Source organism: Pseudomonas sp. R1-43-08 (assembly GCF_003852255.1).
Lineage (GTDB): Bacteria > Pseudomonadota > Gammaproteobacteria > Pseudomonadales > Pseudomonadaceae > Aquipseudomonas.
The window spans coordinates 2,096,934-2,114,338 of the sequence record NZ_CP027734.1 but is presented as its reverse complement, the minus strand read 5'-3'; the positions used below and the strand labels follow the sequence as shown (position 1 = coordinate 2,114,338).

The following is a 17,405-nucleotide window of genomic DNA, read 5'->3' as shown; positions in this document are numbered from 1 at the left end:
CAGATGAGTGGTGCGTGTTCCATTGACCGTGAAAATGCAGCGCAGTGCCAGCGTGGACTCAATCACGCGCGGCGCCGGTGGGGCGCCGCGCGCAGCCTCAGCGCTTGGCCTCTGTGTCAGGGGCTGCAGAGCGCTCCAGAAATGCCTGGGTGAGCTCGGGCAGATGCTTGAGCAGCCACTCGGCCATTGCAATTTCCTGGGGCAGGATCTTTTCGCAGGCCGCTTGTGTCTCGGCGTCTCCGGCTACTTTCGCGGCCGCTATGAGCGCCGTGTAGCTGGCAATCTCCATATTTTCGAACACATAGCCGGCCATCGCGCCCTTGATCACCTCGTCACTCATCAGTGAGCCACCAACCGCCTGCCCGAACGCCATCAATTTGCCGCCCATGTCTTTCAAGGTCGACGCGCTGCCGCCCAGGCGCGCCAGGCATTCATCGATGAGCGCCTGCTGGCCGAGGGTTTCCTGAATATGCTCGTCGATCCGGGCCTTGAGCTTCGGGTAATGTTCCAGTCGCTCCGATTGTGCCTTGAGCATTTTCTCGGCCTGTTGCTCCATGGCATGGGCATCGCGTAACCAGTCGAGCAGGTTTTCCTGTGGGGTCGCCATCTTGTTACTCCTCTTCAAGCCAATAAAAGAGCCGCACGCCCGAAAGCGTGCGGCTGCCGCGCATCAAAGTTCAGGCTTGGGCTGAAGGCCCGCGCCCAGGTCAGCGCCGGTGGTGGGGTCGCTGGTAGGGTCGGAGGCGGTGCGGATTTTCATCGCGCTCAGCAGCGCTTCGTCGTCGGCGTCCAGCTGCACGCTGGCCGTGCCATCACCGCCATCGACCGCAGGTTGCGGGCTCTCCACGAACTCCCATTCATCGCCCTGGTTCCAAGGACCACGCAGGTCTTCCGCGCCCTGGGACATGTTGTAGTACACCTGGGTGAATTCCGGCTTGCCTGGCAACTTGCCTTGGGGGAAATTCGGCTGAATCGAATGCAGCGCTTTTTCAAAGGAGATCTGGTGCGCGATTTCACGGGTCATCAGGAACCCGAGGGCATCCTTCACGCCTGGATCGTCGGTGACGTTCATCAGCCGTTCATAAACGATTTTGGCGCGTGCTTCGGCGGCGATATTGGAGCGCATATCCGCCGTGGGCTCACCGATGGTGTCGATGTAAGCCGCTGTCCAGGGCACTCCGGCCGAGTTGATCAGCGGCGCCCCCGCACCGTACAACAGGCTGGTGATGTGGGAATCATTGCCGGCGCCGTTGAGTGAGCGATACAACTCGCCCTCCTCCTCCACGCCTTCGGCCATTCGGCCCTTGGCGCCCTTGTTGAGCATCACAATGATCGAACCGACGATCTCCAGGTGGCTGAGTTCTTCGGTGGCGATGTCCATCAACAGGTCTTTGCGCCCTGGATCGTCCTCAGCCAAGGCCTGGGTGAAATAACGGGATGCGGCCGCCAACTCACCTTGAGCTCCGCCAAACTGCTCGAGCAAAAGGTTCGCCAGACCCGGGTTGGGCTCGGCCACACGTACGGTGTATTGAAGTCGCTTGTTATGTAGGAACATCAACAAATCTCCTCAGGCTTACTGAAAGTGGCGGCATCTTGGGAATGCGCGCCTACCTTTCATGGGAAGCGAGCGGCGCGTGAAAAATTTCAAAATTAATTTGCGCATCACGACGAGCGGTTAACCGTCGCACAACAAGCGAAACGGCGGCGCTGCTGCTCAGCTGGCATCATCCGCTTCTGGAACGGTGTCGATCCCGGGCGTGCCGTTAGGCGGCGTCACGGTGGCCTCGACAGCGGTCGCATGGCTGTCGGGGTGGTCCCAGTCAGTGGTTGCGTTTGGGTCTTCGTCACGTCCGGCGGTGCCGATCACGCAACCATCGTCATTCGGCTTATCGAGCGGTTCTACTGGTCGGTGCTGTGGGTTGGATAGGTCATGGTTCATGGCAAAAAATCTCCAGTTCACAAAGAGGGGAACCTCGTTTGAGCCGGCCCATGGAGTTCAAGTGCAACGAAAAAGACGAATGGCGTGAACGCTGTTATTGCCGGCATGCAGCAACGGAAAAAACTTATACGAAGCGGCGTCAAGACGGCGAACTTGTAAAACTTTCACGGCTTATCTGCCGTTCGTCGCCTGTTATAAAAATCAGTAAAACATTTCTGCTGGCGGCGCTATCGGAATAGATGCCCGCTGCCATAACGGGCAACTAACGAAACGCTAACTTAGCGACTGGAGAACTGTCATGACTACAGGCAATAAAAACCCAGGCAACTTTGCCAACGATCGCGAAAAAGCATCCGAAGCAGGGAAAAAAGGCGGCCAATCGTCGGGCGGCAACTTCGCCAATGACCGTGACAAAGCGTCCGAGGCGGGCCGTAAAGGCGGGCAGAACAGCCATGGCGGCGGCCGGAAGTCGGGCTCTTGAGTGAAAGAAGGAGGGGCAGCCTCGCTGCCCCTTCAAATCAGGCATTCGCTGATCGGTGTGCTAACAACGCTGAAGACTTAGTGCGATCAGTTTAAACTTTCCTGCCAGTGCCTTTTAACAATGATCCCCACTTCGGTGCAGGGTTCCTGAGCTCTTCGTGCTCAAACGATTTATATCTAATAGCCCTAACTTACTAGAAATAAACGCCTGAGCCGTCAGCCTTATCAACCAATAATGAGGATGCCACTGGCGATCACTGCGCACGCCAGAACCCGCCGTGCCGTGAGCGTCTCGCCGAGGAACAGGTAGCCGATCAACGCCGCGAACAACACGCTGGTTTCGCGCAACGCCGACACCGCGCCCAACGGCGCTTCGTTCATGGCGTAGATGACAATCCCATAGGCTAGCAACGAGACCAGCCCGCCGACCACAGCGGTCACTGTGCCGGGCCGCACGCGGAACAAGCTGCGGGCGTCGCGCAGGCCGATGTACACCACTGGCATCAGCACGCCCCACAACGCGCACATCCACACCGTGTAGCCGAGCGGCGCGCCGGAGAGCCTGGCGCCAATGCCGTCAACCACGCTATAGGCGGCGATGAAGCAGCCAGTGCCCAGCGCATAGGGCAAGCTGGGCACCGACAGCCTGCGGCCTCGGAACGCCAGGGAAATAATCCCGCCTGACACCAGCGCAATACCGAGCAACTCGCCGGGGGTGATGCTTTCGCCGGCGAAAACGGCAGCTCCAAGCGTGATCAGCACCGGCGACGAGCCACGGGATATCGGATAGATCTGCCCGAGGTCACCGACCCGGTAACTGCGCACCAGAAATAGGTTGTAGCCCACATGCAGCAATGCCGACAGCAGCGCATAGCCCCAGCTTTCAATAGCGGGCGGCACCAGGAACGCAGCGGCGACGAGGCAGGTAATGGCGATGGCGATGCACATCACCGTCATAGACCAGAGTCGATCGGCACCGCCACGCAGCAGTGCGTTCCAACTGGCATGCAGCAGCGCGGCGAAAAGCACCAGGCAGATCAAATGAATAGGCATGCGCCATCCTAGCAATCCAACGCCCTGCCTTCAGCGAAGTCTCTTCATCGCGGCATGAGCAAATCTTCACACCCGGCTCATTGCACTTTCAGCGCCTCACTGCTCAACCAACGGCGAAAGTTGACGATATGCGGCTGCGCTTCGATGCCCTTGGGGCACACGAAATAGTAGGCCAGCGGCGATGGGAACGGCACATCGAACAGCCGCACCAGGCGGCCATCGCTGATTTCGTTCTCCACATGCCGACTGCGCACCAACGCCACGCCGTGGCCGAGCAAGGCGGCCTCGACCGTCATGTTGGTGTCGCCAAACCTGACGCTTTCCTTGAGCGGCGAAAAGGCCAGCCCGACACTGTCAAACCAGACCTCCCATTTCGGCGCCAGCTCGGCGCCGTCGCGGATCAGCAGCGGAAACTGCAACAGTTCTTCCGGGCTGCGCGGTATCCCCATACGCCGCAGCAATTCGGGGCTGGCCACCGGAAACACCTGCTCGCCAAACAGAAACTCTGTATGCAGGCCCGGGTAATTGCCCTTGCCCAGCCGGATCGCAACATCGGCCTGGTTGCCCGAAAAGTGGATGATGTCGTCCGTGGTGTGCAGCGACACCAACAGCTCGGGGTGCTGGCGAGCCAGGTTCGGCAGGCGTGGCAGCAGCCATTTCAACGCGAAGGAGTAGGTGGTGCTGACGCTCAGGCGCACCCTGCCTTTTTGCTCGCGCAGACCGCCGAGGGTCGCCTCGAGGCTCATGAAGAACTCCCGCACGATAGGCGCCAGCGTGGCCCCTGCCGCCGTAAGGCGTAATGCCTTGCCACGTTCGAACAACGGCAGCCCCCACAACGCCTCCAGATGCCTGAGCTGATGGCTGACAGCGCTCTGGGTGACATGCAGTTCCTGCGCGGCCGCCGTAAAGGTTGGGTGCCGGGTGGCAACTTCAAACGCTCGCAGTGTGGCGGTCGGCGGCAGGTCTCTCATGGGTGGGTGTCCGGCGAGTGATTGGAAAACGCTGAGCATGAGCGTTGGCTCATGGTAGTGGCAAGTGCGGCGCTTATTACCGTCATCCATTTAAACCCAGGACCGTAAGGGCGCCTACACAGCGCCAAACTTCCATAAAAACCTTCAGGTGAAACGTATCAGCTCACCTAAAAGCTTTAAATATGCATAAATGCATTTTTTTCCTTGACCCGAAGGATAAAGTCTTCTAAAGTCAAATCACTGTATATGAATACAGTATTTATCTACCTTCATGGACGAGGTTTACCTTATGAAAAGCATCACCGCAAAATTTGGCAAAACGCCCCATCAACCCAGCCTGTGGACCCGCGCCGATGCGCTGAAAGTCCGCGCAGACGACCCCACCACCACCCAGCCACTGGTGAGTGCCGACTTCCCGGTACTGAGCGACAAGGTGTTTATCTGGGACACCATGCCGCTGCGTGATATCGACGGCAACATCACCTCCGTCGATGGTTGGTCGGTGATCTTCACCCTGACCGCAGACCGCCACCCTACCGATCCGCAATACCTCGATCAGAACGGCAACTACGACATCACCCGCGACTGGAACGATCGCCATGGTCGGGCAAAGATGTACTACTGGTTCTCCCGCACCGGCAAGGACTGGAAACTCGGCGGCCGGGTCATGGCTGAAGGGGTTTCGCCCACCGTTCGAGAATGGGCCGGCACGCCGATCCTGTTGAACGAACAAGGTGAAGTGGACCTGTACTACACCGCAGTCACGCCAGGCGCGACCATCGTCAAGGTGCGTGGCCGCGTGGTGACCACCGAGCATGGCGTCAGCCTGGTGGGCTTCGAGAAGGTCAAGCCGCTGTTCGAGGCCGACGGCAAGATGTACCAGACCGAAGCGCAGAACGCTTTCTGGGGGTTCCGCGATCCGTGGCCGTTCCGCGACCCGAAGGATGGCAAGCTGTACATGCTGTTCGAGGGCAACGTGGCTGGCGAGCGTGGCTCGCACACGGTGGGTAAAGCGGAAATCGGCGATGTGCCGCCGGGTTATGAAGACGTCGGCAACTCGCGCTTCCAGACGGCCTGCGTCGGTATCGCCGTGGCCCGTGATGAGGATGGAGACGACTGGGAAATGCTGCCGCCGCTGCTGACCGCAGTCGGCGTCAATGACCAGACCGAACGTCCGCACTTCGTGTTCCAGGACGGCAAGTACTACCTGTTCACCATCAGCCACACCTTCACCTATGCCGACGGGGTAACCGGGCCAGACGGGGTATACGGTTTTGTCGCAGACTCGCTGTTCGGCCCTTACGTGCCCTTGAACGGTTCCGGCCTGGTCCTGGGCAACCCGTCTTCCCAGCCCTTCCAGACCTACTCCCACTGCGTGATGCCCAACGGCCTGGTGACTTCCTTTATCGACAGCGTACCTACCGGCGAAAGCGGGACAACGATGCGTATCGGCGGCACCGAGGCACCAACGGTGGGCATCAAGATCAAGGGGCAGCAGACATTCGTGGTCGCCGAGTATGACTACGGTTACATCCCACCGATGCTTGACGTCACGCTCAAGTAAAGCGCTATAGGGCTTTGAGGCAACGGGTTTGAGTTCGATGAGAACCCGTTGCTGATACGCCTGCCTCATTACGATGTTGTTTGGAAATTCTGTTGAACAACGCGCAGTCACCACCCTTCGGAGCTGGCTACAGGAATGTAGCCAGTAACGGATCAGGTCCTATCGCAGCGACGCTGACGGCCAAAATATGCCAGCGACCTTATCAGCGCAGGGGTATCGCGCCTGGAACAACGGCCCAATCGGGGCCGTTGTGCTGCTTGCCTTCAAGGCTTGACCCAATCCAGATCCACCGCGCCCTGGATACCCTCGACCTGACCCTTGCTGCTGTGCTGCCACCACTGCCAGCTCTTGCCGTGTTTGCTCCAGGTTTGCGGCACGGTGGGGTCAGCGACTCCCCAATGGGCAATCCACAGCGGGCATTCGCTGAAGTCATATTTGCGCCAAGCCACCCTGTTGCTCCAGATGCTGGGCGACGCATAAATATGCGGATACGCACCCTCCAGCAGCGACACCCTGACAAGCGTCACCAGTTGGAACAGGGCATCAGCCATCTGATCCGGGGTGGCCCCTTCGTTGCGATTGGTCTCGACATCAATGGCCAGGATGTCCTGCCCGACGTTGAATTCCACTTCGGCGAGCCGGCCCTTGATATTGGCCAGTTGCTCGCACGGCGTGCTGCTAAGCGCACGGAAATAGTGGTACACGCCGGCCTTCAGGCCGTTCGTTTTCATCCCTTGGAAGTTTTCGACGAACTTGGGATCGGTGTAGTCGCCACCCTCCGTCATCTTCGCTATCCCATGGGTGACACCCGCGCCCGCCACGCGCGCCCAATCGATGTTGCCCTGCCAGCGCGACACATCGATGCCACGTGCGTTTGCATCGTTGATCGGTCCTTCGCAACTCATATCTGTTCCCCTGCTGTGGATGTCTTGTCGTCGCATCTTTTCATCGACGGCCAGCCGCCATGCACTATCGGGATACCGCACCTTGCTCATTCCGAGTGACAGCGCGTACGACAAGTTACGGAACCTTTGGCGAGGGAGCCTGCTCCCGTTGGACTGCGTAGCAGTCTTTTTTTGGGGCCTCTTAGCGCCCGCTTTCGCGAGCGCCACCTTCATCCACTGCCCGCTGATCAGGCCTTCTTGGCTGCCGCCTCCAAGGCCTTTTCAGCATTGAACCCATCGAAATTCGCAAACACGTCCATAAAGCCCGGCACGGTCGCTTCTCGCGCCCAGTCGCGCTGCAATTCGCAGTACATCTGCACGCGGCTGATGAGCTTAGCGCCTGCCTGTTCCATTCGGCGCAACGCCGCTTGGTGTGCGGCGAGCGATGTGCCGCCCACCGCATCGACCGGCACGTACACTTCATAGCCTTCCTGGATAGCGTCGAGCACCGGGAATGTCAGGCAGGCTTCAGTCCAGAGCGCCGTCATGATGAGTTTCTTGCGCCCAAGCGCCTTGACCGCCTCTTTGAATGCGGTGTCCTCCCAGCTGTTGATCGAGGTGCGGTCATAGGTCGGCAGGTGGCCGAGCACCTCTTGCAGTTCCTGGATCGGCGGCTTGTTGCGGCCGGTCGCGACATTGACGGTGGAATGGATGATCGGAAGGTTGTAGTTGACCGCCGCCCTGGCGACGCTGGTGATGTTGAAGACGAGTTCGTCACGCGGCATCGAGCGGATCGAGGACACCTCGACAGGCTGATAATCGATGATGATCAACGCCGAATTTTCCGGGGTCAGTAGCTGATCGGTGTCGGGGTTGCGCAGAGTCTCGCTTGTCATGGGTAAATCCTTTTTATGGGTGACGCGCGTGTGTGAACGCGACGGAGCCCGTGCGGGTATGAATGCCAGAACACACGCGAAGGATGCGTGCCTGGAAATTCATTGTGCTGTTCCCATGTCCGATGCAGTAGTAGCATCCCGAGGCGAGCTGTGTCGCGCAAAGGGGAACGCACCTATGGATATCGAAGAGCTGCAGACGTTAGTGGAAGTGGCTGATGCGGGGGGGGGGTATTTCACAGGCGGCGCTGCGGCTCGGCGTGTCGAAGTCGATCGTCACAACGGCACCGCCCTCGCCGCCGCGACCGCAGGCCTTGGCGTCGCCTACCTGCCCGATTGCCTCACCCATGAACACATCGCAATCGGCGCACTGGTGCCGATCATGACCAACCATCCCCCACCCCCGGCCGGTGCTTACCTCATTCGCCCGCCGGGCGCGCATCCCGCCCGCAAAATACGCGTCCTCACCGAACTGCTGATCGAGTACTTCGGCGAATCGCCGCACCTGGCGGTGCTGCCGATTTCACATCAGGAGCAAGCGCTGGCGTGTGAGATCGGCAGCGCATGAGGCAACGCACGTCGTAAGCTGCCGAAGCTAGCCAGCTTCCGTGCCCTGCTCCAGGGCCTGCGCGAATTGACGCATCAGGCGCACCAGGGAGGTGATGTCTTCGGCAGCCCAGTCCTGAAAAATTTCCCGGGCCAGACGCTCACGCGCCTGGTCGATCTTGTCGGTGACCGCCTTGCCTTTCTCAGACACCACCGCCTCGCGCATCCGGCGATCTTCAGAGTTCTCATGCCGAATTACCAACTCCATGCGTTCAAGCTTGGAGACCTGGCGGCTGATGGTCGTGTAGTCCCGGCCCAGGCGACCTGCCAGATCCACGACGCCAATCGGCCCTACCCGCTCGATGACCACCAGCAGGCGAAAGAGCGCCTGATCCAGATGGACACCCGCTTCCGCGATCAGCCGCTCGTCGTTGCGAGGGCGGTTCATCGCACTCACGATCGAGATCAAGGACCGGTGCAGATCCTTCATCTGCACTGATATATGTGTATCTTGCACTTTATTTTTCGTAGTCATAAGCTGCTCCCTGTTATGTGCATCTTACACATTCTTAGGGGAAGTGAAATGCGTGACTCTGTTGACGTCCTGATTTGTGGTGCCGGTGCCGCTGGCCTGACCCTGGCAATCGACTTGGCCCGGCGCGGGGTGAACTTTGCCCTCATCGAAAAGCGCCCCTCCCCCTTTTCGGGCTCGCGCGGCAAAGGCATACAGCCTCGCACCCAGGAGGTTTTCGAAGATCTCGGGATCCTGGACCGGGTCAGGGCCGCAGGGGGTATTTACCCGGCTATTCGCAAATACGCGCCCGATGGCAGTCACGCTGACCAGCCGGTAACGAGCGTTGCCGAGCCCACACCTGCAGAGCCGTACTGCCTTGCGTTGATGATTCCCCAGTTCAAGACCGAAGCGATCTTGCGCGAGCGCTTGATCGAACTGGGGCATGCCCCAGCGTTTGGTGTCGAGCTGACCGCAATGGTGGTCGGGACCGATGGGGTCAACGCCGTACTCGCAACCCCGGATGGCGAGCATACACTCCAGGCCCGATACCTGGTGGGCGCCGATGGTGGGCGCAGCTTCGTACGCAGTACCTTGGGGATTGACTTTGCGGGCAAGACCCTGGGCGTGCGAGCGATCGTGGCCGATGTGGAATTGGCTGGACTGTCGCGCGACGTGTGGCACCAGTTTGGGGATGGGGGCTCAGGCCCATTGGCGATCTGCCCGTTGGCCGGTACCGACCTGTTCCAGATCCAGGCACCTGTTCCCCTGGAGGGCGAGATTGACCTCTGCGCGGCGGCGCTGACCGAACGCGTTGCCCTGCACACCGGACGTACAGACATCACGGTCCGTTCAGTCGCCTGGTCCTCCACCTACAGCATGAATGCCAGGCTCGCCGAGCGTTACCGGGAGGGGCCGGTGTTCCTGGTCGGCGATGCGGCGCATGTCCATCCGCCAACGGGCGGCCAAGGGCTCAACACCAGCATCCAGGACGCCTACAACCTGGGCTGGAAGCTGGCCGCCGTCTTGGCCGGCGCACCAGAGACGCTACTCGACACCTACGAAGCTGAGCGCCGGCCAGTGGCGGCGGATGTGCTCGGCCTGTCCACACGGCTGCTTGCAGGTTTCAAGACTGGCGACAACCGACGGCCCCGTGAAGCTCAGCAGTTGGATATCGGTTATCCGCACTCGCCGTTATCGCTCGCGTCGCAAGTTGCCAAAAGCGCGCTCGCGCCAGGCGATCGTGCACCTGATGCCATCGTGCGAGGCGCAAACGGCAGCCCAACGCGTTTGTTCAACCTGTTCCAAGGCATCCATTGGACCTTGCTGGTCAATGGCCCTCGAACTTCGCGCCAAGGGCTGGCTTGCACATTCACAGCGTCGGGCCCGGGTTGGAGATCGAAGATCACCTGGGTCAGTTCGCCCGGTTCTACGGCCTCGGTGAAGGCTGCGCCGTGCTGGTCAGGCCGGATGGCTATCTGGCAGGGATCTTTACCAACGATCAGGCGGCTGCGTTAGGTAGCTACCTGGCTCGCTACACACATGCGCGCGTAGGTTAGCCACCGAGGGACATTGCGCCCCCCGGTGGCGCGTTGTCAGGTAAACAGATCGACGCTCAACTGGAAGGCAACCCACAGCGCAAGGCCTGTAGCGAAGAGCAACGCGATGTTCTCAAACAGGTTGTTGCGATATTGCTTGTCCAGCAGCGACTTCTGGTTGGACATGATCAGCAGGCCCAGGGAAATAACCGGCAAGCCAATGATGTTCAACGCGCTGACGCCAATGGTCAGGGTCACGAAATCCGGCATGCCTGGCAGCGACCAGATCAACGGCGTCACCAGGATGAACAGCATGAACCACTTGTGCATCGGGTCATGATGAAACTCCTTGCCGTACTTTTCGCGACGTTCAGGACGAACGTGTTGGAAGGCATCGGTAATCAGCATCGGGAACGCGGTGGTCTTGCCGGAAATGCTGGCAAACAAGGTAGCGAACACGCCGATGAAGAACACATACCAACCCAGCGGGCCGAAGAACATTTCCAGGGCCTTGCCCAGATCGCCCAAGGTCTTCACCTCGATGCCGTTGGGCCGCAGGATTTCCGCGCCGACGATCCAGATGGCCAGGTTGATGACGATCCCGACGAACACTGCAAACAGCAAATCGTTGCGTTGAACACGCTTGTGCTGCGGCCCGACCCAGCCCTTTTGGCGCATGACATACGGATGCACGAAGTTGGCGATGGAGCCTGCAACCGCGCCGATAACCGATACCGCCACCAGCAGCGCGCCATGCACGCCTTCATCCGGCGGGATGCTGAAGCCGATGGTGCCCTTGACGATGCCGACCACATCAGGACCGGACATCACGGCCAAGGCAATGAAGGCCAGGGTCATGATCGCCAACAGCACCTTCATCACGCCTTCGATCATCGAATAGATATTACGCCCCACCAGCATCCACACGGCGAGTACCACCGCCAATGAACACAGCAGTGGCTGGTCGCTTTTGAACAGCATTGCCAGCGACTCACCCGCCCCTTTGATCATGTAGGCGTTCATCAAGTGCCCCATCAACAGGGCGTAGACGAGCATGAACCAGGCGAAAAAGGGATTCAGTTGGGCATAGCCCTGCAGGATGGTCATGCCCTGGTTATTACACAACTGGAAGCGCGCGATGATGTTTACGATCAGGTATCTCAAGAGCAGCGAGACCGCCAGCACCCACATCATTGCGTAACCGTAATTGGCACCGGCCACGGACGACGTGATCAGGTCACCTGCGCCCAGCCATGACAGTACAGCGATGATTCCGGGGCCCAGCAGTTTGAGTATTCGGGAAAATCGATTTTGCGCGGGCGCCGCGGCCTGGCCTTCGACGGAACGAATGCTCGTCATAGAGGGTATCTCCATTTATTTTTTTTGTGAGAACGAGCGCAGTCGAACACGATAGATACGACGTCGTACAACAATTCTTGAACGAGAGTGTTTAGAAATGTTTCACCAGCGGAAAGTGGGGGCGTCGGGCTGTATGGATAACATTGAACCCGGCCAACGTCTTGCAAACGCTGCACCTGAGCCAAGGCATGTTTTTCAATTCTGAGCAAACAGCGATTGCTGTCGCTAAGGCAAAGTCATAGGATGACTACCACTACAACCGTTTCGCCTACGCGGGCAATCTTCCGAGCGTACCAGCAGCTCTGGTGTCGGCTTTCGCGGTCGACCCTTCAACAGGCGGCTTGAGCTTTCTTGCGAACTATCCGGTGCAAGAGCAGCAGCCACGCAATATCGCTTTTTCACCCAACGGGCACTGGCTGCTGGTGACGGGCGAGAAAAGCGACACAGTCGGCACTTACGCAGTCAGCAATAACGGCGCCTTGAAACGTGTTGGCGAAGCGCCGTCGGGCAAAGGTGCGTTATGGATTGAGGTGCTGCAAACGTCGGTAGACTGATCTTGCGGCGCACATTCAGCCCAGCTGTTGACGCACGGCCAGTTCCACACCGCGCAGTTCGGCCAGGCCCTTGAGGCGACCGATCAGCGAATAGCCGGGGTTGCTTTTTCGGTGCTGATCGTCGAGCAGTTGATGCCCATGGTCCGGGCGCAACGGCAAGCGCGGGCCACCTTCGCGTTCACGTCTGCGCTCTTCCGCCACCAGGGCAGTGATGACCCCGACCATGTCAACGTCGCCGCCCAGGTGATGCGCTTCGTGGAAGCTGCGCGGGTCTGCCTCGCGGCGCGTTGAGCGCAGGTGGGTAAAGTAGATGTACGGCGCAAAGTGCTTGGCCATCGCCACCAGATCGTTGTCTTCGCGCACGCCATAGGAGCCGGTGCAGAACGTCAGGCCATTGGCCGGGCTCGGGGCGGCGTCCAGCAACCATTGGGCGTCTGCGGCAGTGGACAGAATGCGCGGCAAGCCGAGCAGGGCACGGGGTGGGTCGTCCGGGTGGATCGCCATGCGCACGCCCATGTCCTCTGCCACCGGAACCACCGCGCGCAGAAAGTACGCCAGATGTTCACGCAGCCTGGCTTCGTCGATGTCCGCATAGGTGCGCAGCAAGGCCCGGAAGTCTTCCAGGCTGTAGTGCTCTTCGGCGCCGGGCAAACCGGCGATCAGGGTGTTGACCAGGCGCTCGCTCTGGGCGGGCGTCAGTTGCTCGAAGTAGGCCCTGGCCTGTTGGATGTCCTCGGCGCTGTATTCGGCTTGCGCATCCGGGCGTTGCAGGATGAACAGGTCGAACGCGGCAAACGCGGTCTGATCGAAACGCAGCGCCCAACCGCCATCCGCCAGCTCGTGCGCCAGGTCGGTGCGGGTCCAGTCCAGCACCGGCATGAAGTTGTAGCACACGAGATCGATGCCGCAGCTCGCCAGGTTACGTACGCTTTGCTGATAGTTGGCAATGTACTCGTCACGCCGGCCGCAGCCGCGCTTGATGTCTTCATGCACCGGGATGCTTTCCACCACCGACCAGCTCAAGCCTGCGGCTTCGATCATCTGTTTGCGCGCCGCGATGGCGTCCACCGGCCAGACCTCGCCATTGGGGATTTCGTGCAACGCGGTGACGATACCGGTCGCGCCGGTTTGGCGGACATCCGCCAGGGAGATCGGGTCTTGGGGGCCAAACCAACGCCATGTCTGTTCCATGTTTTTTCTCCTTCTTGTTAGTTGGGTGCAGCAAAGGTGTGCAAAAGGCTGCTTATGCCGTCGCGGACCAGAGCGCCATAGGCGCCTTGCACGGCATCGCGAAAAGCTGCGCGGTCAGACAACACGGCGGGGAACACGTCGCCCAGATCCAGAAAGGCATCCACCAGGGATGCGCCTTCGAATCGTGCTGCAAGATCGGCGAAGGTTGCGCTTAACGGGTCGTCAACCACCGGCGCCGGCCCGCCGCTCGGCGGCTGCGTGCAATAGTGAATCCACGCGGCGATACCCAATGCGGTGCAGGCAACGCCGCGTCCCCCGTCGAGCAACCGCTGCGCACCGAGCAACCAGCGTTGCGGCAGTTTCTGCGAGCCATCCATGGCGATCTGACGCAGGCGATGTTGCAGGCTGTCATTGGCAAAGCGCGCCTTCAGATCGTGGGCATAGGCCGCTAGATCGAGGCCTGTCGGCATGTCCAGGGTGGGCGCCGCTTCCTCGGCCATGTAGCGCTCGATGAAATGCGCCAGGTCCGCATCGTTGATAGCGTCGAACACAGTTTCATGGCCGGCCAGCAACCCCACATAAGCCAGTAACGAATGGCTGCCGTTGAGCATGCGCAGCTTCATCGTTTCAAAGGGGCGCACGTCATCCACCATCTGGACGCCCTCCACCTCCCAATCCGGACGCCCGAGAGGAAAGTGATCCTCGATCACCCATTGGCTGAAACTTTCACACGCCACGGCCGCACGGTCGTGGCAATCGAGTTGCTGTTCCAGGCGAGCGAAGGATTCACCGTCCATGGCGGGGACGATCCGGTCGACCATGCAGCCAGGAAACGCCACCTGCTCGTTGACCCACTGCTTCAACCCTTCGTCCTGCAACGCCGCCAATGCACTGACTGCCTGGCGGGTGCGCTGGCCGTTGTCTGGCATGTTGTCGCAGCACAACACAGTGAACGCCCCAAGGCCTGCGGCGCGCCGCCGGCGCAGGGCTTCGAGGACAATGCCGGGTGCGGTGCGCGGCGTTTGCGGATGAGCGATGTCATGGGCAATTGCCGGGTCTTCGATGCGCAACTGCCCAGAGGACGGGCTCAAGCAGTAGCCTTTTTCGGTGACGGTGAGCGTGACGATCCGCGTTTGCGGCGCGGCCATGCGCTGCAACAGCAACTCCAAGTCAGCGCCGCCCTCGCCCACATACAAGGCCTGGCGCAACACACCGATCTCACGCAACGTCACCTGCTCGCGGTCGCGATACTCGGCCACATGGTAACGGCCGTCCTGCTCGCGCAATTGATCGACCAATGTGCGGTTTGAGCGAAGGTTGGCGCTGCACACGCCCCACTCACTTTGGCCATGACGGTTGAGATGGCGTTGCAGGTAGACCGCCTGGTGAGCGCGATGAAACGCCCCCAGGCCAAGATGCACGATACCGATCTCACGGACAGCGCCGGTAGCGGGCACACGATTCACAACAGGCATCGATACGCTCCTTTCATGACGGGTTATGGCCGGCTGAGGACCGGGCCTGGTTGCGGGCTGTGTGCTGGCGAGTGACCGGTATCCGCTACCGAAAGCGGTTTGACGTAACGGGCTACACACACGGCGCCAATCACGGTCAACAATCCCGCCAGCAAAAAGGCACTGGTGAACGAGCCGGTGAATTGCACCAGAAAGCCGGTCAGGGTCGGGCCAATGATGCCCGAGGTATTGGCCAGGAAATGCATGAAGCCACTGACCCCGCCCACCCGCGCGGCGGGCACGGTGTCCTGGATGATCGCCCAGTAGATGGCACCCGTGAGGTAAAGGAAGAACACGGCCAAGGCGACGAGGATGACCGCCGGATACAGGGTCTTGACGACGCCGGCAAAGGCGATACACCCCGCGCAGAGCAACAGGCACGTCACCAGCACCACCTTGCGGGAGAACATCATCCGCCCGGTTTTCTTGAACACGAAGTCGGAAATGAACCCGCCCAGGGCCAGGCCGAGGAAACCCAGGACCCAGGGGATGACCGTGGCGATGCTCATGTCCTTGACGTTGAGGCCGTGGGCCATGGTCAGATAACTGGGGAACCAGGTCAGGAAGAAAAACAGCGTGTAGTTATAGGAAAAGAACGCCAGGGACGTGAACAGCACCGTCGGCTGCTTGAGGTAGAACCGCAGCGGGAACACCGGCTGCGCCGCCAGCTCGCTTTGGCCCTCGGCCCGCACAATACTCTCGGCGCCCTCGCCTTCAGGCCGTTCCTTGACGAATTTGTACCACACCGCCGCCCACACCAGGCCAATCACCATGATGATAATGAACGACATCTTCCAGCCGTAGGTGACGGCAATGAAGCCCACCACCGGCCCGGAAATCGCCCCGCCCAGCGGCGTGCCGGACATTGATGTGCCGAGCGCCCGGGCCCTGCGCTTGGGGGTGTACCAGTTGTTGATCATCTTGCTCGTCGTGACACTCAGTGGCCCCTCCCCCATCCCGAACAGGATGCGGATCAGCACCAGCGAGGCAAAGCCAATCGTCAGCACCGTGAGACCGCTGAACAGCGACCACAGCACCATCGCCAGCAACAGCGTGGTTTTCGCGCCGTAGCGGTCGGCTGCCCAGCCGCCGATAAAGTTGAACACCGCATAACCGACGAAAAAACTGCTGAAGATCATGCCCATCTCACCCGTGGTCAGACCGTAGTCTTTCTGGATGAACGGAGCCGCGACGGACAATGCCGAGCGATCCAGGTAGTTAATGACGCCTGCCAGGAACAGCATGATGATGATTAACGTGCGACCTTGACCAAACATTGGAACCTCCCGCTTTTTGTGTTTATTCGGTGAGGGTGCCCCCGGGGGCACGAGTATCTACAGACGGCTATGGATGGGCGCCATTCAGTTCCACGAGGACCTTGCGGGTTTGCTCGGGATGGCTTTCGATCAAATCGATGGCCCCCGGCATTTCGTCGAAGCTGACGCGATGGCTGATCAGTTCCTGGACGTGTAATTTGCCGCTGGCGATCAGTTCGATCACCTTGGGGAACTTGCGATTGTTCAGGCGCGACCCCACCAGCGTCAGTTCCTTCTTGATCATTTCCAACTGCACCAGGTCGCTCGGCACCGCATTGAACCCCAGCAGGCCGATACGCCCTGCGGGCGAGGCCAGGCGCACCATTTGCGGCATCAGTGCCGGAATGCAGGCCGCGTCGACGATCAGCGGTACGCCTTCGCCATCGGTCAGCTCCCGCATGGCTGCCTCAACGTCGACATCCTTGCCATTGAGCGTGCGGCTGGCGCCGAGTGCCTTGGCGGTTTCCAGGCGTGTATCGATGACGTCGGTCACGGTGATATCCGTCAGCCCCAGCGCCCGGGCCATTTGCACCAGCGTCAGGCCAATCACGCCCGCGCCGTAAATCAACAGGCTGTCGCCCGGGTGGGGCTGCATGCGATCGAGCACGTTGAGTGCGATGGAATAAGGTTCAACCAGCGCCGCATGGCTCAGGGACATCGAGTCAGGCAAGCGGTGGGCATTGGCGGCCGGCACGCAGACCTGCTCACTGAAGCCACCATCGCGGTGTACGCCAATCACTTGCAGCCGCGTGCAGACGTTCGGGCGGTTGATCCGGCACGGGTAGCAGGTGCCGCAGCTGATGACCGGGTCGATGCACACGCGGTCACCGACTTTCAGGTTTTCAACGCACTCGCCCACTTCGCGCACCACGCCGGAGAACTCATGGCCGGTCACCCTGGGAAATTGCACAAAGGCGTTTTGCCCATGGATGATGTGCATGTCCGAGCCGCAAATACCGGCGTAGGCGACGTCAACCTTGACTTCACCCTGTGCCACTTGCGGTACATCGACGTGTGCGAGGCCGAATTCAAAAGGTGCTCTTACTTGAAAAGCTTTCATCGGGTTTCTCCAGCCAGGGTGGGTGGCGCCCT

The 17,405-nt window shown here is 60.2% G+C and carries 16 protein-coding genes and 2 pseudogenes; 5 read left to right on the top strand and 13 right to left on the bottom strand.

What is annotated here, in order from left to right:
• Window positions 1-97 precede the first annotated feature (97 nt).
• The 3 genes from C4J87_RS09765 to C4J87_RS09755 form a co-directional block, all read right to left on the bottom strand.
• Window positions 98-607 carry a ferritin-like domain-containing protein gene (locus C4J87_RS09765; RefSeq protein WP_124366596.1) on the bottom strand — a complete coding sequence of 170 codons (510 nt, stop codon included), beginning with the start codon at window positions 605-607 and terminating at the stop codon, window positions 98-100.
• A gap of 63 nt (window positions 608-670) precedes the next feature.
• On the bottom strand, window positions 671-1,555 hold the full coding sequence (locus tag C4J87_RS09760; protein ID WP_124366595.1) for a manganese catalase family protein: 885 nt from the start codon (window positions 1,553-1,555) through the stop codon (window positions 671-673).
• Between the two features lie 159 nt (window positions 1,556-1,714).
• On the bottom strand, window positions 1,715-1,939 hold the full coding sequence (locus C4J87_RS09755) for a hypothetical protein (RefSeq protein WP_124366594.1): 225 nt from the start codon (window positions 1,937-1,939) through the stop codon (window positions 1,715-1,717).
• 298 nt (window positions 1,940-2,237) lie between these two features.
• Between C4J87_RS09755 and C4J87_RS09750 the strand changes: the two genes are divergently transcribed.
• Window positions 2,238-2,420 carry a general stress protein gene (locus C4J87_RS09750; protein ID WP_124366593.1) on the top strand — a complete coding sequence of 61 codons (183 nt, stop codon included), beginning with the start codon at window positions 2,238-2,240 and terminating at the stop codon, window positions 2,418-2,420.
• A 224-nt stretch (window positions 2,421-2,644) separates the two neighbouring features.
• On the opposite strand, the gene C4J87_RS09745 is transcribed toward C4J87_RS09750, so the two are convergent.
• Window positions 2,645-3,472 carry a DMT family transporter gene (locus C4J87_RS09745; protein WP_124366592.1) on the bottom strand — a complete coding sequence of 276 codons (828 nt, stop codon included), beginning with the start codon at window positions 3,470-3,472 and terminating at the stop codon, window positions 2,645-2,647.
• Between the two features lie 77 nt (window positions 3,473-3,549).
• Window positions 3,550-4,443 (bottom strand): transcriptional regulator GcvA, encoded by an 894-nt coding sequence (gcvA, locus tag C4J87_RS09740; RefSeq protein ID WP_124366591.1) that lies wholly within the window; start codon window positions 4,441-4,443, stop codon window positions 3,550-3,552.
• A 289-nt stretch (window positions 4,444-4,732) separates the two neighbouring features.
• On the opposite strand from gcvA, the gene C4J87_RS09735 reads away from it, so the two are divergent.
• Entirely contained in the window at window positions 4,733-6,007 is a 1,275-nt protein-coding gene (locus C4J87_RS09735) for a glycoside hydrolase family 68 protein (protein WP_124362326.1), read from the top strand.
• A 263-nt stretch (window positions 6,008-6,270) separates the two neighbouring features.
• Here the strand turns inward: C4J87_RS09735 and C4J87_RS09730 are convergent, their stop codons facing one another.
• A complete protein-coding gene (locus tag C4J87_RS09730; RefSeq protein ID WP_256657898.1) occupies window positions 6,271-7,026 on the bottom strand; it encodes a glycoside hydrolase family 25 protein in 756 nt (251 codons plus the stop codon).
• A 113-nt stretch (window positions 7,027-7,139) separates the two neighbouring features.
• Window positions 7,140-7,787 carry a hydrolase gene (locus tag C4J87_RS09725; protein WP_124366590.1) on the bottom strand — a complete coding sequence of 216 codons (648 nt, stop codon included), beginning with the start codon at window positions 7,785-7,787 and terminating at the stop codon, window positions 7,140-7,142.
• Between the two features lie 277 nt (window positions 7,788-8,064).
• On the opposite strand from C4J87_RS09725, the pseudogene C4J87_RS09720 reads away from it, so the two are divergent.
• Window positions 8,065-8,352 (top strand): annotated as a pseudogene (locus C4J87_RS09720) (LysR substrate-binding domain-containing protein); the annotation flags it as partial.
• 27 nt (window positions 8,353-8,379) lie between these two features.
• On the opposite strand, the gene C4J87_RS09715 reads toward C4J87_RS09720, so the two are convergent.
• Window positions 8,380-8,865, bottom strand: a complete 486-nt coding sequence (locus C4J87_RS09715) for a MarR family winged helix-turn-helix transcriptional regulator (protein ID WP_124366589.1) — start codon at window positions 8,863-8,865, stop codon at window positions 8,380-8,382.
• Window positions 8,866-8,913: 48 nt separating this feature from the next.
• Here C4J87_RS09715 and C4J87_RS09710 point away from each other — a divergent pair, with 48 nt between their 5' ends.
• The gene (locus C4J87_RS09710; protein ID WP_256680024.1) at window positions 8,914-10,359 is read left to right on the top strand and encodes an FAD-dependent oxidoreductase; all 1,446 of its coding nucleotides are present in this window, start codon (window positions 8,914-8,916) and stop codon (window positions 10,357-10,359) included.
• 77 nt (window positions 10,360-10,436) lie between these two features.
• Here C4J87_RS09710 and C4J87_RS09705 read toward each other — a convergent pair whose 3' ends face one another.
• Entirely contained in the window at window positions 10,437-11,738 is a 1,302-nt protein-coding gene (locus tag C4J87_RS09705; protein ID WP_124366588.1) for an Nramp family divalent metal transporter, read from the bottom strand.
• Between the two features lie 283 nt (window positions 11,739-12,021).
• Here C4J87_RS09705 and C4J87_RS09700 point away from each other — a divergent pair.
• Window positions 12,022-12,292, top strand: a pseudogene (locus C4J87_RS09700) (lactonase family protein); the annotation flags it as partial.
• 15 nt (window positions 12,293-12,307) lie between these two features.
• Here the strand turns inward: C4J87_RS09700 and uxuA are convergent.
• From uxuA to C4J87_RS09680, 4 genes are all read right to left on the bottom strand, one after another.
• Window positions 12,308-13,483 carry a mannonate dehydratase gene (gene uxuA / locus C4J87_RS09695; protein WP_124366587.1) on the bottom strand — a complete coding sequence of 392 codons (1,176 nt, stop codon included), beginning with the start codon at window positions 13,481-13,483 and terminating at the stop codon, window positions 12,308-12,310.
• Window positions 13,484-13,500: 17 nt separating this feature from the next.
• Window positions 13,501-14,958 (bottom strand): mannitol dehydrogenase family protein, encoded by a 1,458-nt coding sequence (locus C4J87_RS09690; protein WP_124366586.1) that lies wholly within the window; start codon window positions 14,956-14,958, stop codon window positions 13,501-13,503.
• Between the two features lie 23 nt (window positions 14,959-14,981).
• Window positions 14,982-16,274 (bottom strand): MFS transporter, encoded by a 1,293-nt coding sequence (locus C4J87_RS09685; protein ID WP_124366585.1) that lies wholly within the window; start codon window positions 16,272-16,274, stop codon window positions 14,982-14,984.
• Window positions 16,275-16,341: 67 nt separating this feature from the next.
• On the bottom strand, window positions 16,342-17,373 hold the full coding sequence (locus C4J87_RS09680; protein WP_124366584.1) for a Zn-dependent oxidoreductase: 1,032 nt from the start codon (window positions 17,371-17,373) through the stop codon (window positions 16,342-16,344).
• Window positions 17,374-17,405: the final 32 nt, after the last annotated feature.